Source organism: Streptomyces sp. NPDC127117, assembly GCF_042677325.1.
In the GTDB taxonomy this organism is placed as follows: Bacteria; Actinomycetota; Actinomycetes; order Streptomycetales; family Streptomycetaceae; genus Streptomyces.
Genome location: NZ_JBHXTM010000023.1, coordinates 31,486 through 51,505 on the forward strand (window position 1 = coordinate 31,486; position 20,020 = coordinate 51,505).

Sequence of the window (20,020 nt, forward strand, 5' to 3'; positions counted from 1 at the left end):
TTTGTTCTCCCCCCCCCGCCCCCTCACCATCGACTGTCGCCCCCCCCCCCCCCCCCGGGGGCCCCCGGGGCGCCGCCCCCCCCCCCGTTTCCCCCCGCCGGAGTACCGGACGATCCCGACTCGCCGCAGAGGAGGAGCCGACCCCCGCTCCGCCCCTCCTCTGCGGCGGCCCATCGGATCCGCGCCCCCGTATGCAAGACCCCGAGTTCACTCGTCCGCGCCATTCGGTCCGGGACTGCCGGTACCGAGCGGCACAGAGCGGGGGCGGCCGTGACACCGGACCGCCTGGATCTGCCCGCCCGCCGACGTCGCCATGCACGGCTGAGCGCCGCCCCGACCACGCTGATCGGCGCCTGCGCCGAAGCGGCGGGCGCGGTGTACGAGCCGATCGCCGCGGCCCCGCGCGGCCAGGAGGCCGTGGACGTGAGCCTCCTGCCGTGCAAACAGGTCAGCCTCGTTGCCACCACCCTGCTGGACCTGGGCCCGGCCCGCACCGAGGACGACGCCCGGTGGCAGGCCGCCGTGACGTGGGCGCGGAAGGAGGCCCGGTGGACGTACCCCGCACGGTGCGCCGTGGCGAAGGCCCAGGAGCTCACGGAGCCGGCCGGCCCGCCGGGTGAGCGGGGTGTGCCGCTGCTGACGGTGTACCAGTTCGCCGCGATGGACCTGATGAGCGCCGGCGACGAGATCACGTTGCGGTGGCGGACCGATCCGCAGGAGGCGGACGCCCGGCTGCGCGAGCTCGTGGCCGGCGGCGAACTCGCGGCGGATGAAGTTCTCGACGAGGCAGTCGACTCCGCGGCGCTGACCGGTCTGCCGGCGCGGCAGGAGGCGCGCACCGCGTCCGATCCGAGCACGGCGGCTGAACTCTGCCTGAGCGCCGTCCCTCACATCGCGCTCGCGGTCACCCTGGCCGGTGCCGACCTGGACTGATCGAGACCAGGTTCTGCTGTACGGCGGTCAGCTGCGCCCAGGTGTATGCCCTGCGCCGCGCTGTGGACTGGACGTCGGGCAGGGTTGCGCCGGTCCCGGTGCAGGAACAACGTTTGTCGGCGTTGTTCGGAGGCGGTCGGTGATCACGAGGCTCCGAAATGCCGAGAAGAAATGACGGCGGTGCGTTGGTGGGGTCTGAGGAATATTCACGTCAGGGGCGCGTGCCTCCGGGCGGACGCCGACGGTCACCCCGTTCGATGCGGTGGCTTGTAGAGGTCGTCGAGGCGGAGTGGCGCGGGCTGGGGCAGGGGTGTGCCGGCTGTCGGCAGGCAGGACTGGAGGAAGTAGGCGAGCAGGCGGCGGGATGCGGCCATGGAGGCTGCCGGGGAGTCTCGCAGGACGCCGTTGTTGGCCAGCAGCAGGAGGGTGACGTCGCTGGGGTCGAAGTCCTTGCGCAGTTGTCCGGTGTCCTTCGCGCGCTGTACCAGCTGGGCGAGGGATGCCTCGGCGCGGGCACGCTCGCGATGGGCGTCGGGCGCGTCGGGAAACTGGGAGAGGAACGCGGCGCTGAACCCGCGGTCCTGGGCCTGCATCGTGCACACCTTGGTGAGGACGTTGCGAAGTCCGTGCCAGGGGTTGTCGTCCTGAAGGGCCTCGTCGAGGGCTGTGACGCACTGGCTGAGTTGTTCGGAGAACGCGGCGGCGATCAGCGAGCCGCGTGTCGGGAAGTGCCGGTAGAGGGTGGCGGCACCCACACCCGCTCTGCGGGCGATTGCGCTGGAAGTTACGTCGGTGCCGTTGAGGGCGTACGCCTCGCGGGCGGCCTGGAGGAGCCGGGCGCGGTTGTGCCGGGCGTCGGCTCTCTGCCCCGGGGCGGAGGTGCCGGGGGCGGAGGGGGGCGGGTTCCGAGGCAGTTGGGCAGGCATGTCTCCCACTTAATCACAAGCGGAAGGGGGTGACCGTTTAGCGGGTTAGCGTGATCTGGTGCCGCTGTGCCCCGCGGTCAGCTCTCTGCCGCAGAGGTGAGCGGCTGCGAGTTCACCTGCTGAACGATGTGCCACGTGTACGGAGGTTTTCCATGTTTGCTGTGCAATACCACCGCTATGGCGGTTCCGAGGTCCTTTGCGTCGAGGAGGTCGAAGAGCCACACGCCGGCCCCGGTCAGGTCCGCATCGCGGTGCGTGCCACCGGCGTCACTCCAGCTGATTGGTACCTGCGCTCAGGGATGCTGCGGGACATCGCCACCGTGGACTTCCCCCATATACCGGGCATGGATGCCGCGGGAATCGTCGACGAGGTGGGAGAGGGGGTGACCGGCACCGCCGTGGGAGATGCGGTCTTCGGTCTCGTCCCCTTCCTGGATCAGGGAGGCGCCGCAGCCCAGTACGCCGTGCTGGAGGCGTGGGCGTCCAAGCCTCGGTCGTGGTCTTTCGAGGAAGCGGGTGGCGCTGCGGGCAATATCGACTCGGCCACACGTGTACTGGACGCACTGGAAGCCGCCGAAGGCATGACCTTGTTGATCGATGGTGCCGCCGGAGGCGTCGGCACCATCGCCGCGCAACTCGCCCAGGCCCGCGGCCTCACCGTGATCGGCACCGCGAGCGAAGGCAACCACGGCTTCCTCGCCCAGCTCGGCGTCGTACCGGTCACCTACGGGGCGGGGCTGGCCGATCGCCTTGCCCCACTGGCTCCGCTCGGTGTCGATGTGGCTCTGGACGCGGCTGGTAAGGGCTCTCTTGCCGAACTGGTGGCCATCGCCGGCGACCCGCACCATGTGGTGACCATCGCGGACTTCGACGCCGGTCGGCACGGAGTGCGGTTCTCCCGCTCCGAAGCCGGAGAGTCGCCGGGCTGGGCAGGACTGCCGCTGGCGGCCGACCTCGCCGACCAGGGCCGCCTCACCGTCCCGCTGCACGCCGTGTTCCCGCTGAAGGAGGCCGCCACAGCTCATGACGTCAGCGCCACCGGCCACGCGCGCGGCAAGATCGTCATCACCGTGCCCTGACACGGCGAACGATTCGGCCCGCAACCAGCGGCCCGCAGCAGGGCGGCCACAGCCACGGTGACCTTCGCCGGGACGACCCGGGCCAGACCGCACGCCGGCGCCGGCCACCACGGCTGTATCGACCCGAACTGCCATAGCCCGCACTGGGGCCGGTGTCCGCCATCGGCCACTGATTCGCCGTCGGCGGCGTCCTTGCCGCGCAGGGGCCGCAGTCCGCCGGGCAGGTCGGGAAGCCGGAAGGAGTAGCGGCCTGGACCCCGGCGAAGTCCGCCGGCCCTCGTCTCCTGGATCTCCCCGGCTGCATACGGGCCGTCCCGTCACGCTTGCCGTACTGCTACGTTCGCCTTGACCTGCGGATACAGACACAGCCGCTCGACATTGCCTTCGGTGCGCATCGCCGTCCGGTCGTGCATTCTTCTGGGCCGGTCGGCCCCGGACCACAGCAGGCGTCCCGAGCCGTCGCTGATGGTGGTGGTCTTGGCGGTGTTCTGCTTCTTCTTGCCGGATACGAACGCCTTGCGGCCGGGGCGGCCGGCCCGGGGGCGGCGGACCTGGGTCTCGGTGCCGTCGACGCGCAGCCCGACACCCTCGGCCTCGGCGTAGGCAAAGACATCGGTCAGGATGCGCGGACGGATGCGGGCCGGTCGGGGACAGCGAAGCCGCGGACAGCCGGCAGCGGGCGGATCTCGTGGATGGCGCGGGTGACGGTTGGGCGGGAGACGCCGTGGAGCTCGGCCAGTGCCGCGTGCGGCAACTGCAGACGCAGGTGGACCACGGTGGCCAGGACCCTGTCGGTGAAGACCAGCTTGTGATCCGGCCCGGCTCCGGCGACCCGCTTGCACTCTCCGCCACGAAGCTCACGCAACTCGGACTCGCACCGCCCCAGCCAGGGGTCGGCCAACTCCTTTATCAGAACGCCGAGATGTGCACGCTCAAGGCCGCAGAAGGCAGGATGGGAAAAGGCCGCACGGGCTCGGTAATGCGTCACAACATCACCAACCCGTGTGGCCACCGTCACGTCACCGTTCTCCGGCGGCCCGAGCGACGTAGGACTTCGCGACCAGTTCCTCCACCAGAGAGCTCTTCGCCCTCGAGTAGTCCCGTCTACCCTGACTGTCGGCACGGAACCGCTGTGCGAGGGCCACCTTCAACGCGCTGTAGCGCCGGACTTCATCGGGCCGCTGACGTAGGCAGTCACGGAGCAAGACGTGATCAAGGTGTGGTCTGGAGCCTGTGACCACGCTATACAGGTGATGTTCGGGAGCCGCAGGAGGGGCTTGAAAGGCCTCCCGCCCCGGAATCCCCAGATCGCCTTCGTGCCGGTAGCCCTGCTCGGCAAGCCGGGAGATCAGCTCGGGCATGGTGGCGTCCTCGGCCACCACAATGTCGAGGTCGATGATCGGCTTGGCGGCACATCCGGGCACGGCTGTGCTTCCGACATGCTCGATGGATACAGCCAGGTCCGCGATGTGAGGTGCAAGCCGCTGCCGCAGGTCCTCAAACCGCTCGGGCCATCGGAGGTCGTAGTCGTCGACCACGATCATGCCAGTCATGTCAGCCAGTCTCGCAGTATCGCCAGGGCCCGTTGAATCGCTCTGACGGCCCTGGCCATCGCGTACCGAGTCGTTAGGGCTCGAAGAGAATCAACATGCTGATTCGATCTCTGTCGAGCTGCTGTTCGTGAGGAACGCGGTGACGTCGGCGGGCGTGCGGAACCTGGTTGTCGAGGGTGGGATGGTGTGGCCGTGCTCGGCCAAGGAGGGCGTACCCAGATCGGGCGAACGTCGTGCGGGTTGGTGTGGATGTCCCATTTTCCTGCCCGGGCTGCCAATTCGGATTCCTGGCCCCGGTAAGGGCCCAGCAGATCGTGGTCGTAGGTGCGGTGATGGATAGGGGTACCGCGTTCAGTGATTGCCTGCCACCGCACCGACAAGATCGGCTACACGACTTGGCGACACACCACTGTGGGAAGCTCACGTCCGCCGTGCCCGAATGCTGTCCGGGCTTGCCAAGTACCTTCTGGTGCAGGCGTGTTGGAATGACTCTATGGATACTCTCGCTGACGGAACCACGCGCCTGAGCCCGGACGAGTTCGCGCACCGCCTGCGTGCCGAGATCGAGCGGTTGAGAGACGAGGCGACGCGCCAGAGGAAACTCGCCTACCGCCGGGCCGAGTTTTGGGCCAAGACGGACATTGCCCTGGGTTTCCCCGCGGCCCTGCTCGCGGGCACGGCGGGAGCGGCAGGGCTGGCCTCGGCGGACGTGCGAGTTCCCGCCGCCCTCGCCGCTCTGGCCTCTGCCGGGTTCGCGGCGGGAGCGGGCTTCCTGCGCAGCGACGCCAGGTGCCGCGCCAACAAACGCGCCCGGCACGCATGGGCCTCGGTCGAGGCCAGGGCCATGGTGGCACTGACCCAGGAGCACGTGACCCACGAGGACCTTGGCGACCTGCTGGAATGCCGCCAGGCTGCGCTGGCGGCCTACGACGGCGAGGAGCCCCAGCCTGGGGCGTCGTGATCCGCAGCCCTTGGGCTGCCGCCCCGTGTTGACCACCTGGACCACGGCGGCGTCGCCTCGTTCGTCGCTGCCACCATTTACCTGCCCGCCCTCCGCCGCCAGCGCACCAGCGCCGCATGGACGAACTGGTCCAAGGACCTGCGCGCCGAGCTGTACGCCCGCTCTGCGAACGGGCCATCTGCCCGGCCAACCTCTACGCCGACCACCCGCCGCACAACCCCCCCTAAGGTCCTGATGTTGTACACCCTATTCGGGGCGCCTCCGGGGGCCCGGCCGGCGCCGCGAGGGTTGCTGTCGGGGCGCCGGCCAGTCACTGGCCGCTGTCAGGCGGCGGGCTGCTGCTGGGTGACGCAGTGGATTCCGCCGCCGCCGGTGCCGAGGCTGTCGATGTTGAGCTGTTCGATGGCGCGGTCCGGGTAGAGGCGGGCGAGGGTCGCCTTCGCTGCCTGGTCCGCCGTCGTGTCGCCGAAGTGAGCGGAGATGACGGCGCCGTTGCAGAGGTAGTAGTTGGCGTAGGAGGCGAGGAAATTCTGGTTGGTGGAGCGGATCTTGTCGTAGTCGGGGCCTTGGAGCTTTGCCACGTTCATCGCGGTGCCGTTGGCCGTCTTGGATGTGGACAGGATCTGGTACTGCTGGCGTGCGTCCTTCGCGAACGCGTCGTTGTCCGATGCGATGGGCATCTGGACGAGTGCCTTGCCGGCGGCGAGGAAGCGGGACGTGGCGTCCACGTGGTCGTCGGTGATGTCCTGGCCTTTGACACCGTCGAACCAGATGACCTCGGTGGCGCCGTACGCATCGCACATCGCCGTCTCCAGTGCGCTCTGCGACATCCCGGGGTTGCGGTTTCTGTTCACGAGGCTGCTGCGGGTGGCTATCAGGGTGCCGTTGCCGTCCTGTTCGATTGCGCCGCCCTCACCGACGAGGTCGGCGTAAGTGAACGGTGCGCCCGCGTAGGCGGCGATCCGCTCGGCGACGAGGGCGTCCTTGGCGTGGGTCTGCTTGTTGCCCCAGCCGTTGAAGCCGAGGCCCACGGCGTCCAGTCCGCCGGAGCCGTCGGTGCGGAAGACGGGTCCGGTGTCGCGCATCCAGCAGTCGTCGACGGGGATGGAGCTGATGACGGTGACCGTGGAGCCGCACATCGAGCGGGCCTTGGAGGCGCTGACGGAGTTGGCGCACATGACGACCGGTTCGTACTTCGCGATCGTGCGGGCGATCAGAGCGATGTTGGCCTGGACACCGCTCAGGTCGCTGCCCCAGATCGCGGTGCGGTCCGGCCAGGCCATCCACGTACGGGTGTGCCGCACGTCCTCGGCCGGGGCCTTGAAGGTGCCCGCGGCCTTGGCTGAACCGGCCCAGCCCTGGGTGGTCGTCGCGACTGCGGCGACGGTGGCGGTCAGCCCGGCCGCCGCGAGGAATCCGCGCCGGTTCAGGCCCCGACGTGCGTGGCGGCCGGCAATGTGATCGTTCATGATGGACCTCCTGTTTCAACTGGGTTGCGCAGTGGGTTCGTTGGCAGGCGCCGTGCGAGTGTCCGAGTCGGCCGTGCGTCGCGACCAAAGGGCGACAGGCACGGCGTGACGCCCGTTCGCAGTGGTGCGCGCCTTGTGGGCAGGGCCCGCTCACCCCAGGGGCACGAGGTCGCCCCAGGGGCCGTCAGAGTGCCCGGCGGGCGGCGGTGATGGCCTCGGGGTTCCAGCCGGGTCGGGGGACGGACTCCAACAGGAGTCGGGTATAGGGGTTTTGTGGCGTAGAGAGCACCTCGGCCGTGGGCCCGGCCTCGATGACGCGGCCACGGCGCATGACGAGGATCTCGTCGGTGACGCACCGGACCACGCCGAGGTCGTGGGTGATGAACAGGTAGCCGATCCGGGTCTCCTCACGGATGTCGGCGAGCAGGTTGAGGATCTGGGCCTGGACGGAGACGTCGAGCGCGGCGACCGCCTCGTCGAGGACGAGGACTGCTGGTTCGACGGCGAGGGCCCTGGCAATGGCGACGCGCTGGCGCTGGCCGCCGGAGAGCTGCCGCGGCCGGGCGTCGGCGGCGCGGGTGCCCAGGCCGACCTGGTCGAGGAGCTCGCGGATGCGCCGGTCGTGGTCGGTGCTGGGGAAGTGCAGGCGCAGGGTCTCGCGCAGGACGTCTTCGACGCTGGTCCGGGGGTCGAGGGAGAGGTACGGGTCCTGGAAGACCATCTGGACCTCGCGGGCCCGTGCCAGGCGCTGGGGGCGGCCGCTGCTTCGCGAGCTGCGGACCTGGCCGCGTACCAGGACCTCCCCGTCGTCGGCCCGTTCCAGACCGACGACGATCCGGGCGGTGGTGGTCTTGCCGGACCCGGATTCTCCGACGATGCCCAGGGAGCCGCCCTCGGGGAGGGAGAAGGACACGTCATCGACGGCGCGGACCGTCCCGTAGGCGCGGTGGAGGCCGACGGCCTCCAGTACGTGCTCAGACATCGACGGTGCTCCCTTCGAGACGGTCGGTGTGGTGGCAGGCGGCCTGGTGGTTCGGCAGGCCCGGTGCCCGAAGCGGCTCGGGGGCCTGCCGGTCGCAGACTTCCGTGGCCAAGGGGCAGCGGGCGGCGAACGCACAGCCGTGCAACTCCTGTCGCAGGTCGGGGGGCCGGCCGTCGATGGCGGCAAGTCGCCCCGCAGGGGCCTCCAGGCGCGGGGTGGAGGCGAGCAACGCTGCTGTGTACGGGTGTCGCGGCTGCGCGAAGAGGGCTTGCGCGGGGCCGCTCTCCGCGATCCGTCCGGCGTACATGACGTAGACGCGGTCGCTGATGGCGGCAGCGAGGTCGAGGTCGTGGGTGACGAAGAGCAGGCCGGTGCCGAAGCGTTCACGGAGTTCGGTCAGCAGGGCGATGACCTCGGCCTGGGTGGTGACGTCGAGCGCGGTCGTCGGTTCGTCGGCGAGCAGGAGGGCCGGGTCTCCCATCAGCGCTGCCGCGATCATGACTCGTTGCAGCATGCCTCCGGAGACCTGACCGGGGTACATGTGGAGCGCGGAGCCGTCCAGGCCGACCGCCCGGAGGAGTTCGGTGGCCCGGACGGTGGCGTCCGGCCGGCTCATGCTCCTGGTCAGGGTCACACTCTCGATGAGGAAGTCGCCGATGCGGCGCAGCGGGTTGAGGGCGGCACGGGGGTCCTGGAAGATCATGGCCACCGTGTCGGTGCGCAGGGCGCGCAGCTGGTCGGCGCTCATGGTGAGTACGTCCTGGCCTCCTACGCGGACGGCGCCCTCGACGGTGGCGCCGGGCGGCAGCAGGTTCAGGGCGCTGCGCGAGGTGAGCGTCTTCCCGGATCCGGACTCGCCGACGAGGGCGACGGTCTCCCCGGTGCCGATGTGGAGGTCGACGCCGTCCAGGACCGGGCGGGCGGTGCCGGGCAGGCTGATCCGCAGCCCCTGGATGTCGAGTGTGTACGCGGATGTGGTCGGGTCCACCGAATTCATGGGGTCCTCCTGGCGACGCGGTCGGCCCAGCGTTCGCCCACCACGTTGAAGGCGACGACCGTCAGCACGATGAACACGCAGGGCAGGATCGCCGACAGCGGGTAGCCGTACTGGATGGCGGTCTGGCCGTCGAAGACCATGCGGCCCCAGTCCGGGGTGAGCGCGGGGATCCCGAGGCCGAGGAAGGACAGGCCGGCGAGGTCCATGAGGGCGTATCCGAAGTTGATGGTGGACTGGGCGAGGACGACGGGGGCGATGTTGGGCAGGATGTGGCGCAGGCAGATCTGGAGCGCCGAATGGCCTTGGACCTGGTAGGCGCTGACGTAGGGGCGTTTGCGTTCGGCCAGGACGAGGGAGCGGGTGAGCCGGCTGACGTAGGGCAGATAGGCGACGGAGAGGGCGACGACGGGCGCGAGCAGCCCTTCTCCGTGGACCGAGATGATCAGGATCGCGAGGAGCATCCCGGGAAACGCGAAGACCAGTTCGGTGCTGCGCGAGAGAACCGAGTCGAGCCAGCCGCCCCGCCAGCCCGCTGCCATACCGACCACAACGCCGGCGAGCGTGGAGAAGACCACGACCCCGAGCGGTCCCAACAGCGAGGTGCGGGCGCCGAGAAGGAGCCGGGAGAGGGTGTCACGCCCGGCGGCGTCGACGCCGAGCCAGTGTTCGGAGGAGGGAGCAGCCATCGCGTTTCCGAGGTCGACCGCATTGGGGTCGTAGGGCGCCACCCACGAGGCGAGGAGCGCGGCAGCCGTGACCAGGGTGACGAGGGCGAGGCAGACCGGATACAGCGGGGACCGGGCGGTGCGGATCCTGGAGAGTCCGGGTCGGCGGGTCAGGACGGCGGTCATACCGAGGTACTCCTCGTTCCGAGGGCGATCCGCGGGTCGACCAGGGGCAGCAGCAGGTCGACGATCAGGTTCACGGTCATGAAGAGAGCGACGATGATCAGGGAGACGGCCTGGACGGTCGGGAAGTCCTTGGTCGTGGTGGAGAGTTCCAGGAGCTGGCCGACGCCTCCGACACTGAAGGCGGTCTCCACGAGGATCGTGCAGATCAGGAGGGTGGAGACGATCAGCCCGCCGGTGGTGAGGACGGTCCCCAGGGAGTTGCGGACGACGTGGCGGCGGATGACCAGCCGTTCGGGGACGCCGCGGCTGCGGGCTACGGTGACGTGCTCGCTGTCGAGTGCTTCCAGCATGGTGGAGCGGGTGACCCGGGCGAGCATGCCGATCAGGTAGAGCGCGAGGGCGATCGCGGGGAGCGTCAGGTGCCAGAGCTTGTCGCCGAGGCCGTCGCCGGCACCGCTGCTGGGGAACCATGCAAGCTTCACGGCGAACAGGCCCTGAAGCAGTACGGCAGCGACGAAGGACGGGGTTCCGACGGCGAGTGCGGTGCCGACCAGGATGGTGGAATCGATGCCGCCCCCGCGCACGGCGGCGATCCGTCCCAGGACCAGGCCGATCACCACGACCACGGCCAGCGCCATGACGACGAGCAGCAACGTGGTCGGGAGGCGGTCGGCCAACAACCGTGAGACGTCGGTGCGGTAGGTGATGGAACGCCCGAAGTCCCCCTGCACGATGTCGCCGAGCCAGCGCAGATACCGGACGAAGAACGGATCGTCCAGGTGATATTGGGCCTTGACCGCGGCGAGGGCCTCCGGCGAGGCCGAACGGCCCGAGAGCAGGAAGCCGGCCGGGTCTCCCGGCGCCAGGTACATGGCGCCGAACACCACGAACGACGCACCGAGCAGGGTGGCCGCCATCTCCGCCAGCCGGCGTACGGCGAATCTCAGGAAGCTCACTTCGCGGCCCCCACATCGGCGGCCCACGGGTAGTACATGTACGAGATGGTGGTGGGGGCGCCGGTGATCCTCTTGTTGAGGAAGACCGAGGTGGGCCACTCGGCGACCGGTATCCACAGCACCTGGTCGGCGGCCTGCTTCTGCAGCTCGGCCTCGATCTCCATCCGCTGTCCTCGCCGGTAGGCGGCGGTGGCCCGGTCGACGAGCCTGTCGTAGCCCTTGTCGCTGTATCCGGCGAAGTTCAGGTAGGCGCCTGTCCGGAAGTTCGCCAGCAGGTCCAACGGGTCGCTGATGTTGTAGTACGAGGTGTACGGGAACAGATCGATGCCCTCGCGCGCCTCGGGATCGGTGAACAGGGCGGTGAAGGCGTTCGGAGCGATGGTCTTGAGGCGGATGTTCAGACCGATCTGGGTGCCGGCTGCCTGGACCGCGGTGGCGAGGAGAGAGACGTCCTGGCCGATGGGGCTGGTGGCCACGGTGAGCGTTTTACCGGTGGCACCGGCCTCCTTGACCAACGCTCTGGCCTTCTCGATGTCCTGCTTCGGCGGCGGCAACGCACCGAGCGCGGCCTTCCGGGTCGGCTTCGAGGCCGCTGCCCAGACGGCCCGGGGGGTGATCGAGCTGGTGCTGGTGCCCGCGCCGCCGAGCCCGGCCTTGACGAATCCGGACCGGTCCAGGGCCAGGGACAGCGCGCGACGTACCCGGACGTCGCCGAGCGGGCCCCGCATGTCGGTGACGTCGACGTTGACCGTGGTCAGGCCCTCGCCGAAGTACAGGGAGCCCACACCGCTGTCGCGCAGGCGGCCGTAGCTCTCGGTGGGGATCAGGTAGCCGCCGTCGGCCTCCCCGCTGAGCATGGCGTTGACGCGTGCGGAGGGGTCGGTCAGGATCCGGATCACGGCCTTCTTGGACTTGGCCGGCTTCCCCCAGTAACCGTCGAAGCGGTCGAGTTCGATCGACTGCCCCTTGTCCCAGGCACCGAGCTCGAACGGCCCGGTGCAGGCGAGTCCCCCGGTGGTGCCGTAGTCCTTGCCCGCCGCCTCTACGCCGGCCTTGGAGGCCACCACGCCCGCGGCAGTCGCCATGTACTGCGGAAACTGGGAGTCGGGCCTCTTCAGCTCGACGGTGACCTGCAGCGGTCCGGTCTTCCGTACGGAGGCGACGTTCTGGAAGATCTGGGCCCAGGCCGCGGCGTTCTTCGGATCCATCTGGCGGCCGAGGCTGTAGACGACGTCGTCTGCCGTCATCTCCTTGCCGTTGTGGAACCGCACACCCGCGCGCAGATCGTAGACCCAGGTCCTGGGGTCGGGGTTGGACGCCTTCTTCGCCAGGCCCGGCTCCATGGTGAGCCCTGGTGTCCAGCGCATCAGGCTCTCGCACACGTTGGACAGGACTGTGTTCTGCGGGTAGTCGAACGCCGCCGTGTAGTCGAGCGTGGGCGGTTCCGCGTAGACGGCCCAGGTGAACGAGTCGATCTCGTCGCGGGCCTCCGGCGTGGAGGCCGAGAGCTTGAACTCGGTGCCGGTGCCGGAGTCCTTGGGCGGGCCGGAGCAGGCGGCGAGGGTCGCGAGGAAGGTCAGGGCGGCCGTCGTCGCGGCCATCCGTCCGCGCCTCGCGGGGGGACGTCTCCTGCCGGGGAGTTGGGGTGTGGTCATCGTCGCGCTCTCATTCCGGGGGCGAGGGCCGGCGGACCGCCGGAGCGGTCCGCCAGGAGCAGTCCGTACTCGATTCAGGCGCTGGTGACGGCGGGGATCTGCTGAGTGATGCAGTGGACACCACCGCCACCGAAAGCGATCGCGGGCGCCCGCACTCCGACGACCTTGCGCCCTGGATACGCGGCGGCAATGACCGCGAGGGCGTCGCCGTCCTGGGGGACACCGGCCACTGGGACGACGACGCCTCCGTTGGCCACGTAGTAGTTCAGGTAGGACACCTCGACCTCCCCCTCGGCCATGTCGACGAACGCGGTCTGCGGGATGTCGGTGATCTCGAACGCCCGGCCGTGGGCGTCCGTGGTGGCCTCAAGAACCGCGCGGTTGGCGCGCATCCGGGCATAGTCGGGGTGGTCGGGGTCGTCGGGCAGGGAGACGACGACCTTGCCGGGAGCGGCGAAGGCGCAGACGCCGTCTACGTGGCCGTCGGTCTCCGTGTCCAGCAGACCGCCGTACGGAAGCCAGACGACCTTGTCGACGCCGAGCCGGGACTTCAGCTCGGTCTCGATCTCGTCCCGGTTCAGCCCCGGGTTCCGGTTGGGGTGGAGCAGGCACTGTTCCGTGGTGATCAGCGTGCCCTCGCCGTCGACGGTGATCGCCCCGCCTTCCAGGATCATGTCGGAGGCGATGCGCTCGACGCCGAGGTGCTTGAGCAGCAGGGCGCTCACCCGGTCGTCGGAGTCGTACGGGTGGTGCTTGCGGCCCCAGGCGTTGAAGCGGAAGTCCACCCCGGCGCGATTGCCGTCGCCGTCGAGCACGAAGAGCGGGGCGGAGTCGCGGAACCACGAGTCGTCCAGCGCCATCTCCACGACGGTGGCCTCAGCGCCGCACCTCGTCCGGGCCTCCTCTCCATGGCCGGGCGACGCGACCATCGTCACCGGCTCGAACCCGGCGATCGCGCGGGCGACGTTCGCGTACTCCTCCTTGACGTCGTCCAGCACGCCGCCCCACAGGTCCTCACGGACGGGCCAGGCCATCAGGCACCCCTCGTGCTCGGACCACTCGGCAGGCATACGGAATGCAGTCATCACGGATCTCTCTTCGTTTCGCCAGAAGTACCCCCGTCGGCGGCGGCCGGCTCGGCCTGGCAGCAGCACAGGATGGGTACGCGGTGTGAACAGCATCTTCTCTTCGACTGAAAATTCAGTCAAGAGCAGGGTTGGTGTGGATCCTCCTCAACCGAAAAGGCGTCCGGTCGAGGCTGATTGCACCGATTCATGCCACCGACGAACCTCCCTCCTCGGACACGCGATCGAGGAAAGATGGCCCTGGGTACAGATTTGAAAGTTCAGTCAGCCAGCAAGGGTCACAGAAAATACAGCCGGCTCAGAGAGACCTGTTGCACCGGCTCCGAGCGCATCGGATCTCCGTCGAGGGTCACGAGGCCGCTGCGCGGGTCGACGTCCACCTGCCCCAGCCGGGCGTTGTGCAGCATGTCGGCGGGGCCGATACCACGGGTTCCCTCCACAGCCACACGCCTGCGCCGGGTGGCCATCATGCCGTGCGGCCTGCCGAAGGAGCCGGATTCGGCGGCGGCGCGGCTGACGAAGGCGACGGAGAGCTCGGCCGGAGCGGCTCCGTGGGCGCCGAACAGCGGGCCCAGGACCAAGGGCTCACAGGTGTCGGTGGCGGCGTTCGGGTCGCCCGTGACGCCGTAGGCGGGGAACCCGGACTTGAGGACCATCTGTGGTTTGGCCCCGAAGAACGGCGGGCGCCAGAGCACGATGTCGGCCATTTTGCCGATCTCGATGGAGCCGACTTCGTGGGCGAGGCCGTGGGCGATGGCGGGGTTGATGGTGAGCTTGGCGATGTAGCGCAGGACACGGGCGTTGTCGTCGCCCTCGCCGTCGCCCTCCAGGGGCCCGAGCTCGGTCTTCATCTTTCCGGCCATGGCGAACGTGCGCCGGATGGTCTCTCCGGCCCGGCCCATGCCCTGGGCGTCGGAGGAAGTGATGCCGATGGCACCGAGATCGTGCAGGACGTCCTCCGCGCCCATCGTCCCGGCCCGGATCCGGTCCCGGGCCATGGCGGCATCGCCCGGCAGGTCCGTCTTGAGGGCGTGGACGGAGACGATCATCCCGTAGTGCTCCGCGATGGCGTCCCGACCGAAGGGCAGGGTCGGGTTGGTGGAGGAGCCGATGACGTTCGGCACGCCTGCCATCTTGAGGACGTTGGGGACGTGTCCGCCGCCGCAGCCCTCGATGTGGAAAGCGTGGATCGTCCGGCCTTCCAGGACGCGCAGGGTGTCCTCCACCGACAGGCACTCGTTCAGGCCGTCCGAGTGGAGGGCGACCTGCACGTCGTGCTCCTCGGCGACCCGCAGCGCGGTGTCCAGGGCACGGGTGTGCGCGCCCATGTCTTCGTGCACCTTGAATCCGCAGGCACCTCCCTCGGCCAAGGCCTCGACCAGGGGCGCTTCATGGGAGGCGGATCCCCTGGCCAGGAAGCCGATGTTGACGGGCCAGGCGTCGAAGGCACTGAACCCGAGCTTCAGCGCCCATGCGGAGTTCACTCCGACGCCCCAGCTCGGCCCGATCTCCTGGCCGATGACCGTGGTGACGCCGGAGGCCAGTGACGCCTCCATGATCCGCGGGGAGAGCAGGTGGACATGGGTGTCGATCGCACCGGCGGTGGCGATCAGGCCCTCGCCCGGGATCATCGTGGTGCCCGTTCCCACCACCACATCGACGTCGTCGAGGGTGTCGGGGTTGCCGGCCCGCCCGATGGCGTGGATCCGTCCCTCACGGATGCCGATGGACACCTTGCGGATGCCGAGCACGGCGTCGATCACCAGGACATTGGTGATCACGACATCGCAGGTGTCACGGACGGCCGCGGCCCTCAGATGCATTCCGTCCCGGGCCGTCTTGCCGAAACCGGCCAGGAACTCGTCGCCGAGGGCCTGTGAGTCCGATTCCACCCGGACGACGAGCCCGGAGTCGCCGAGCCGGACCCGGTCCCCCGCACGGGGGCCGTGCACGGTGGCGTACTCGTGCGGGTCGATGTGCCGACTGCTGCCGGGCACACAGTAGGCGCTGTGCCTGGTGGGCCTGCTCATCGCTCTGCTCCTTCCGCTCCCAGGTAGCCGCAGGCGGCAGCGCGCTCCAGGGCCTCGGCCTTCGCACCGGGCGCGTCCAGCGGCCCGTCGACCAGGCCCGCGAAACCGATAACGATCCGCTCTCCGCCCATCGCAACGAGCCCGACCTCGACAACAGCCCCGGGATCGAACCGTGTGGACGACCCGGCCGGGGCCGCGAGCCGCATGCCGTACGCGGCGGCACGGTCGAAGTCCAGACGGGGATTCGCCTCGAAGAAGTGGAAGTGCGACGTCACGCTCACCGGGACCGGGGCCGAGTTGCGGACGCGCAGGGTGATCACCGGTTCCGGCTCCGGCAGGGCGATCGCGTGGGGAAGGACGGCGCCGGGTGCGCCGTCGTCGTGCTCCACGTCGCCAAACGGTGCGCTGATGACGGCCAGGCGGGTTCCGTCGTCGAACACCGCCTCGACCTGGATCTCCGTCACGACATCGGTGACGCCGGGGAGTACGTTGTCCGGGCCGAGCACGCCGCGCCCTCGATCCAGTGCCTCGGCCAGATGGAGGCCGTCGCGTGCGGCCTCGCACACCGTATCGGCGATCAGCGCGGTCGCCTCCGGCACATTGAGACGCAGCCCGCGCCCCAGACGCGTCCGCGCGAGCTCGGCAGCCGTGAAGAGCAGCAGCCGGTCCCGCTCAGTGGGGGTCAGAAGCATGTCGCCCCCTGACTCGCGGGCCTGGTCACACGCATCGTGTTCCTTCCTCTCTGCGGAATGTTCAGACGTGAAGCGTGCGATCACTGTGACACTGACTGAAATATCAGTCAAGATCTCGGTTGTGCCGCCGCCTTCGCTGATACCGAGGGGCGAACCTTGGGAGCCCCTCGGTCCGGGCTCAGGCCGAGCGCAGGGCATCCGTCGGCGACGCCCGGGCCGCTCGCAGCGCTGGATAGATGCCGGCGACGGCGGCCACCAGAACGGAGACCGCGGGACCGGCAACGATCGTGTAGAGGGGGACGGAAGTGGGCCAGCCTTGGGCCAGGGCGTAGCCATAGACGGCGACGCCTCCCACGACCAGCCCGCCTATTCCGCCGATGAAGCCCATGAGTACGGCCTCCAGCAGGAACTGAACGGTGATCTGCCCGCCCCTGGCCCCCAGCGCGCGTCGCAGTCCGATCTCGCCGCGGCGTTCCATCACGCCCACCACCATGGTGTTGGCGATCCCGACGCCACCGACGAGAAGGGCGACCCCGGCGAGAGATAGGACCAGCCCGGTGAGCGCACCCTTTGCCTCGCCGCGTGCCGTGAGGAGGTCGGAGGGCCGGCTGACGGCGACCAGGTTCGGGTTGGCCGGGTTCGCCGTGGCCCCGGCCACGGCCTGCACGCCCGGGACGCGCTCTGAATGGGACCGCAGGTAGACGGTGGCCGCGGTGCCGTCTGCGCCCAGGTGTGCCGTTGCCTGGGGCCAGCCGACCAGGGCGGCCGTGCCGAGCTCGCGAGCCAGGTCGTTGGGCGCCAGAATCCCCTTGACAATGTACGACTGTCCGCCCAGCCAGACCCGCTCGCCCGGCGCGGTCACGCCGAGGCGCTGTGCGGCCTGGTCGCCGAGCACAGTCACGGGCAGGTTCTCACTGGCCTTGTCCAGCCACGTCCCGCTCCGCAGGGTGGCGTGCAGGACGTCAAGCAGGTTCAGACGGGCGGCCAGCACGCTGATGCTGCCGGTCTGCTCCTTCGGTACCAGGTCGTTGCGGTAGACCTCGGCCTTGGTGGCCCCGGTCGCGGTGACCTCCTGTACCGGGGCGATGTTGGCGAGCATCTTCTCGGCGGTGGGCGGCAGCGGAACGGGTTGCTGGTTGGGGTCCTTCCCCGGGGCGACGGTGATCAGGTTGGAGCCGAGCCGGTCCAGACGGGCCAGCAGGTGTGCCTGGTTGGACGAGGAGATCCCGGTCACGGCGATGACGGCGGCGATGCCCAGACAGATACCGAGGGCCGACAGCGCGGAGCGCATCTTGCGTGTACGCGGCCCGATCAGGCCGAGGCGCAGCAGGTCCGTCGGGCGCAGCCGGATGTGGCGCGGGAGGGATGTCATCGGGTGGCTCCTGCGGGATGCGGACGGTCTTCATCGAAGTCGATGCGCCCGTCATGGATGCCGATGCGCCTGGGAAGAAAGGCGGCCAGGTCACGGTCGTGAGTAATGACGACGACGGTGGTGCCGCTGTCATTCAGCGCGCACAGCAGGTCGACGACTGCCTTGCCGGAAGCGCTGTCCAGCGCACCGGTGGGTTCGTCGGCGAGCAGCAGTGCGGGCCGGCCGACGAGGGCGCGGGCGATCGCGACGCGCTGCTTCTCGCCGCCGGAGAGCTGGTCGGGACGGTGGCGGAGACGATGCCCGAGGCCCACCTGGCGCAGGGCCTCGACGGCCGCGTCGCGCCGCTGCGCGTGGGGGACGCCGCTGTAGAGGAGGCCGGTGGCGACGTTCTCCGCCGTCGTGAGCCCGGGGAGCAGGAAGAACTGCTGGAAGACGAAGCCGATCCGGTGCGCGCGCACAGCAGCCAGTTCGGGGTCGGAGAGGCCGGACAGGTCTCGTCCTTCGAAGCGCAACTGCCCGGCGGTGGGCCGGTCGAGCAGGCCGAGGATGGCGAGGAGGGTGGACTTGCCCGAGCCTGAGGGGCCAACGACGGCAAGGAGTTCACCGGCGCCGATGGTGAGGTCGATGCCGTGCAGAATGCGCAGTGGGGGCGCTCCCGGGTACTCCTTGGTGATGCCGGTGAGCTCCAGCACGGGTGCTCGGCCCTGTGTCAGTGGTGGTGTCACTTGGGGATCACCACCTGGTCGCCGCTCTTCACGTCGCCGGTGATCTGGGCCTTGGCATCGGCGACCAGTCCCAGTTGCACCTTGACCAGCCGGTTGGTGGTGCCGGCTACCACCTGGACGCCGTAGCCACCGCCGTCCAGGGCTAGCAGGGCGGTGACAGGAACGATGAGGGCGTCGGCGGCGGTGTCACCGACGACGCTGACCGTCGCGGAGGAGGGCCCGGCCCTCTTGGCCCGGCGCTGGTCGTCCAGCACGATCGTCACGGTGGTCTTCGGCGAGCTGTCACCGGAGCCACCCGATCCGCCGTCCCCTGCGTCGCCGTCGCCCTTACGGATCAGGGAACGGATGCGTCCCTTGACGCTGCCGCCCTCGGCGAGCTTCACCACTGCCTTGCCGTTGGGTTTGAACCGGGACAGCTGATTCTCGGCGGGCTGTACGATCGCGACCAGGTCGGTGCTGCTCACGGTCAGGACCGCGTCTGCCCCCAGGGGCGATCCGAGCTGCGCAGCGACCTTGTGCACCCGCACCTCGGACTGCGGCAGCATGACGATGCTGCCGAGCTCGACCGTTCCGGTCTGTTTCACACCCAGGGCCTTCTGCCAGCGCTTGACGGCGGTGGCAGTGCCCCTGGTGAATTTCTCGTCGACGGCGATGCCGAGACCATCGGCGTGGCCGAGCTTGATCAGGTTGCGCTTGAGCTGCTCGACATCGGGGCCGTCACCGGCGCCAGGGCCCAGGTCTCGCCACAGGGGCCGGTTCCCGGTCATGAGGACGACGGGGCGACCATCGACCTCGTAGAGCCGGCCGCCCGACTTGACGACGGAGCCCACGGCGGGCAGTGCGGTGAACGTTCCATGGCCGGAGGCGACGATGGGGGTGGGCGCGTCGTAGCTGAGCGCCCCGGCGACCTGAATGCTGCTGGACAGCGATCCCTTCTCCACCACCACGGTGTCGTGGCTGAGGGGCGGCTGCTCGGCGACGGAGCTCTGGTGCTCCCACGGGCGCGTCGCGCCCAGGGCGGCGGATCCTCCCACCGCGGCGATGAGGACGAGCGGAGCGACGATCCTGCGGCGCTTCCTGGGTGCGGTGCCGGACGCGAGGTCGGCGTGGACGGAAGGCTCAGCGGTCTGAGGCATTGTCACTGGCCGATCTGGTAGCTGGGAGCGGGAAGCTTGCTGCAGGCCGGCTGGATCGCGTCCCACTTGGCCGCGTCGAACGACTCCCGCGGAATGTTGAGGATGCCGGTCCTCGGGTCGGGGTCGGGCAGGTCGGGGTAGCCGTTCTTCCGCCCGCACGCGACCCAGGCACGCGCCTGCTCGACGAATTTCTGGTTGGTCTTCTCGGTGGTCTGCTGGATGCCGGGATTCTTCGCGTCGCAGACCTTGACCGCCGCTTCGTACGTGGCGACGGAACCGCTGTCGCCGGTCCCGGTGGCAGGGATGACGATGTTGCCGTCCTTGTCCTGCTGGACCTGGTTCTGTCCCTCCTTGTGCATGCAGTTCACCCATGCCCGGCGGATCGCGTTGTCGTCCTGCGGCTTGCTTGAGCCCGACCCGTTGTCTCCGGCGACCTTGGGAGCGGAGTCCTGTGAGGAACAACCGCTCATCGCCAGTGCCGCGGTCACGGCGGCTGCCGCCATGAGGGACCGCCCGGTTCGACTGCGCATGATCTGCTCCTTGTGGATCTCGACGATGACGTACAGCAGTTCTACGGAGCGCCGGGTTAGCCACGGGTGAGCATGCTCCTAACCGCTG

At 69.4% G+C, this 20,020-nt stretch carries 20 protein-coding genes; 3 read left to right on the forward strand and 17 right to left on the reverse strand.

Going from position 1 to position 20,020, the window contains the following annotated elements:
* The first annotated feature begins 270 nt into the window (after positions 1 to 270).
* On the forward strand, positions 271 to 933 hold the full coding sequence (locus ACFVH0_RS21140; protein WP_385822236.1) for a hypothetical protein: 663 nt from the start codon (positions 271 to 273) through the stop codon (positions 931 to 933).
* 245 nt (positions 934 to 1,178) lie between these two features.
* On the opposite strand, the gene ACFVH0_RS21145 is transcribed toward ACFVH0_RS21140, so the two are convergent.
* Positions 1,179 to 1,859 carry a TetR/AcrR family transcriptional regulator gene (locus tag ACFVH0_RS21145; protein WP_385822237.1) on the reverse strand — a complete coding sequence of 227 codons (681 nt, stop codon included), beginning with the start codon at positions 1,857 to 1,859 and terminating at the stop codon, positions 1,179 to 1,181.
* Between the two features lie 152 nt (positions 1,860 to 2,011).
* Here ACFVH0_RS21145 and ACFVH0_RS21150 point away from each other — a divergent pair, with 152 nt between their 5' ends.
* The gene (locus tag ACFVH0_RS21150; RefSeq protein WP_385822239.1) at positions 2,012 to 2,938 is read left to right on the forward strand and encodes an NADP-dependent oxidoreductase; all 927 of its coding nucleotides are present in this window, start codon (positions 2,012 to 2,014) and stop codon (positions 2,936 to 2,938) included.
* Between the two features lie 317 nt (positions 2,939 to 3,255).
* On the opposite strand, the gene ACFVH0_RS21155 is transcribed toward ACFVH0_RS21150, so the two are convergent.
* The 3 genes from ACFVH0_RS21155 to ACFVH0_RS21165 form a co-directional block, all read right to left on the reverse strand.
* Entirely contained in the window at positions 3,256 to 3,573 is a 318-nt protein-coding gene (locus tag ACFVH0_RS21155) for a transposase family protein (protein ID WP_385822377.1), read from the reverse strand.
* A complete protein-coding gene (locus ACFVH0_RS21160) occupies positions 3,555 to 3,839 on the reverse strand; it encodes a transposase family protein (protein WP_385822379.1) in 285 nt (94 codons plus the stop codon). Before ACFVH0_RS21160 ends, ACFVH0_RS21155 begins: the two co-directional genes overlap by 19 nt.
* Before the next feature lie 118 nt (positions 3,840 to 3,957).
* Entirely contained in the window at positions 3,958 to 4,491 is a 534-nt protein-coding gene (locus tag ACFVH0_RS21165; RefSeq protein WP_385822241.1) for a GrpB family protein, read from the reverse strand.
* Positions 4,492 to 4,984: 493 nt separating this feature from the next.
* Here ACFVH0_RS21165 and ACFVH0_RS21170 point away from each other — a divergent pair, with 493 nt between their 5' ends.
* Entirely contained in the window at positions 4,985 to 5,452 is a 468-nt protein-coding gene (locus tag ACFVH0_RS21170) for a hypothetical protein (RefSeq protein ID WP_385822243.1), read from the forward strand.
* Positions 5,453 to 5,775: 323 nt separating this feature from the next.
* Here the strand turns inward: ACFVH0_RS21170 and ACFVH0_RS21175 are convergent, their stop codons facing one another.
* The 13 genes from ACFVH0_RS21175 to ACFVH0_RS21235 form a co-directional block, all read right to left on the reverse strand.
* Complete coding sequence (locus ACFVH0_RS21175) at positions 5,776 to 6,921, reverse strand: agmatine/peptidylarginine deiminase (protein ID WP_385822244.1); 1,146 nt, start codon at positions 6,919 to 6,921, stop codon at positions 5,776 to 5,778.
* Between the two features lie 184 nt (positions 6,922 to 7,105).
* A complete protein-coding gene (locus ACFVH0_RS21180) occupies positions 7,106 to 7,903 on the reverse strand; it encodes an ABC transporter ATP-binding protein (protein ID WP_385822246.1) in 798 nt (265 codons plus the stop codon).
* Positions 7,896 to 8,900: an ABC transporter ATP-binding protein gene (locus ACFVH0_RS21185; protein WP_385822248.1), complete on the reverse strand. Its 1,005-nt coding sequence runs from the start codon at positions 8,898 to 8,900 to the stop codon at positions 7,896 to 7,898. The genes ACFVH0_RS21180 and ACFVH0_RS21185 overlap by 8 nt, the downstream gene beginning before the upstream one ends.
* The gene (locus ACFVH0_RS21190; protein ID WP_385822250.1) at positions 8,897 to 9,751 is read right to left on the reverse strand and encodes an ABC transporter permease; all 855 of its coding nucleotides are present in this window, start codon (positions 9,749 to 9,751) and stop codon (positions 8,897 to 8,899) included. Before ACFVH0_RS21190 ends, ACFVH0_RS21185 begins: the two co-directional genes overlap by 4 nt.
* Positions 9,748 to 10,707 (reverse strand): ABC transporter permease, encoded by a 960-nt coding sequence (locus tag ACFVH0_RS21195; RefSeq protein ID WP_385822251.1) that lies wholly within the window; start codon positions 10,705 to 10,707, stop codon positions 9,748 to 9,750. Before ACFVH0_RS21195 ends, ACFVH0_RS21190 begins: the two co-directional genes overlap by 4 nt.
* A complete protein-coding gene (locus ACFVH0_RS21200; protein ID WP_385822253.1) occupies positions 10,704 to 12,308 on the reverse strand; it encodes an ABC transporter substrate-binding protein in 1,605 nt (534 codons plus the stop codon). The genes ACFVH0_RS21195 and ACFVH0_RS21200 overlap by 4 nt, the downstream gene beginning before the upstream one ends.
* Before the next feature lie 128 nt (positions 12,309 to 12,436).
* A complete protein-coding gene (locus ACFVH0_RS21205) occupies positions 12,437 to 13,447 on the reverse strand; it encodes an agmatine/peptidylarginine deiminase (protein WP_385822255.1) in 1,011 nt (336 codons plus the stop codon).
* A 278-nt stretch (positions 13,448 to 13,725) separates the two neighbouring features.
* Positions 13,726 to 15,477: an urease subunit alpha gene (locus tag ACFVH0_RS21210; protein ID WP_385822257.1), complete on the reverse strand. Its 1,752-nt coding sequence runs from the start codon at positions 15,475 to 15,477 to the stop codon at positions 13,726 to 13,728.
* The gene (gene ureA, locus ACFVH0_RS21215; protein ID WP_385822380.1) at positions 15,474 to 16,169 is read right to left on the reverse strand and encodes an urease subunit gamma; all 696 of its coding nucleotides are present in this window, start codon (positions 16,167 to 16,169) and stop codon (positions 15,474 to 15,476) included. Before ureA ends, ACFVH0_RS21210 begins: the two co-directional genes overlap by 4 nt.
* A gap of 178 nt (positions 16,170 to 16,347) precedes the next feature.
* Positions 16,348 to 17,541 carry an ABC transporter permease gene (locus ACFVH0_RS21220; RefSeq protein ID WP_385822259.1) on the reverse strand — a complete coding sequence of 398 codons (1,194 nt, stop codon included), beginning with the start codon at positions 17,539 to 17,541 and terminating at the stop codon, positions 16,348 to 16,350.
* Positions 17,538 to 18,266: an ABC transporter ATP-binding protein gene (locus ACFVH0_RS21225; RefSeq protein ID WP_385822261.1), complete on the reverse strand. Its 729-nt coding sequence runs from the start codon at positions 18,264 to 18,266 to the stop codon at positions 17,538 to 17,540. Before ACFVH0_RS21225 ends, ACFVH0_RS21220 begins: the two co-directional genes overlap by 4 nt.
* Complete coding sequence (locus tag ACFVH0_RS21230) at positions 18,263 to 19,402, reverse strand: peptidoglycan-binding protein (RefSeq protein ID WP_385822263.1); 1,140 nt, start codon at positions 19,400 to 19,402, stop codon at positions 18,263 to 18,265. Before ACFVH0_RS21230 ends, ACFVH0_RS21225 begins: the two co-directional genes overlap by 4 nt.
* A gap of 2 nt (positions 19,403 to 19,404) precedes the next feature.
* Complete coding sequence (locus tag ACFVH0_RS21235; RefSeq protein ID WP_385822265.1) at positions 19,405 to 19,932, reverse strand: hypothetical protein; 528 nt, start codon at positions 19,930 to 19,932, stop codon at positions 19,405 to 19,407.
* Positions 19,933 to 20,020 lie beyond the last annotated feature (88 nt).

Excerpts from the sequence above, each read along its gene's own strand:
- ACFVH0_RS21165 (WP_385822241.1), bottom strand. The coding sequence starts at position 4,491 with ATGACTGGCATGATCGTGGTCGACGACTACGACCTCCGATGGCCCGAG.
- ACFVH0_RS21175 (WP_385822244.1), bottom strand. The coding sequence starts at position 6,921 with ATGAACGATCACATTGCCGGCCGCCACGCACGTCGGGGCCTGAACCGG.
- ACFVH0_RS21220 (WP_385822259.1), bottom strand. The coding sequence starts at position 17,541 with ATGACATCCCTCCCGCGCCACATCCGGCTGCGCCCGACGGACCTGCTG.
- ACFVH0_RS21235 (WP_385822265.1), bottom strand. The coding sequence starts at position 19,932 with ATGCGCAGTCGAACCGGGCGGTCCCTCATGGCGGCAGCCGCCGTGACC.
- ACFVH0_RS21185 (WP_385822248.1), bottom strand. The coding sequence starts at position 8,900 with ATGAATTCGGTGGACCCGACCACATCCGCGTACACACTCGACATCCAG.
- ACFVH0_RS21230 (WP_385822263.1), bottom strand. The coding sequence starts at position 19,402 with ATGCCTCAGACCGCTGAGCCTTCCGTCCACGCCGACCTCGCGTCCGGC.
- ACFVH0_RS21180 (WP_385822246.1), bottom strand. The coding sequence starts at position 7,903 with ATGTCTGAGCACGTACTGGAGGCCGTCGGCCTCCACCGCGCCTACGGG.
- ACFVH0_RS21210 (WP_385822257.1), bottom strand. The coding sequence starts at position 15,477 with ATGAGCAGGCCCACCAGGCACAGCGCCTACTGTGTGCCCGGCAGCAGT.
- ACFVH0_RS21200 (WP_385822253.1), bottom strand. The coding sequence starts at position 12,308 with ATGGCCGCGACGACGGCCGCCCTGACCTTCCTCGCGACCCTCGCCGCC.
- ACFVH0_RS21150 (WP_385822239.1), top strand. The coding sequence starts at position 2,012 with ATGTTTGCTGTGCAATACCACCGCTATGGCGGTTCCGAGGTCCTTTGC.
- ACFVH0_RS21205 (WP_385822255.1), bottom strand. The coding sequence starts at position 13,447 with ATGACTGCATTCCGTATGCCTGCCGAGTGGTCCGAGCACGAGGGGTGC.
- ACFVH0_RS21145 (WP_385822237.1), bottom strand. The coding sequence starts at position 1,859 with ATGCCTGCCCAACTGCCTCGGAACCCGCCCCCCTCCGCCCCCGGCACC.
- ACFVH0_RS21170 (WP_385822243.1), top strand. The coding sequence starts at position 4,985 with ATGGATACTCTCGCTGACGGAACCACGCGCCTGAGCCCGGACGAGTTC.
- ACFVH0_RS21190 (WP_385822250.1), bottom strand. The coding sequence starts at position 9,751 with ATGACCGCCGTCCTGACCCGCCGACCCGGACTCTCCAGGATCCGCACC.
- ureA (WP_385822380.1), bottom strand. The coding sequence starts at position 16,169 with ATGCTTCTGACCCCCACTGAGCGGGACCGGCTGCTGCTCTTCACGGCT.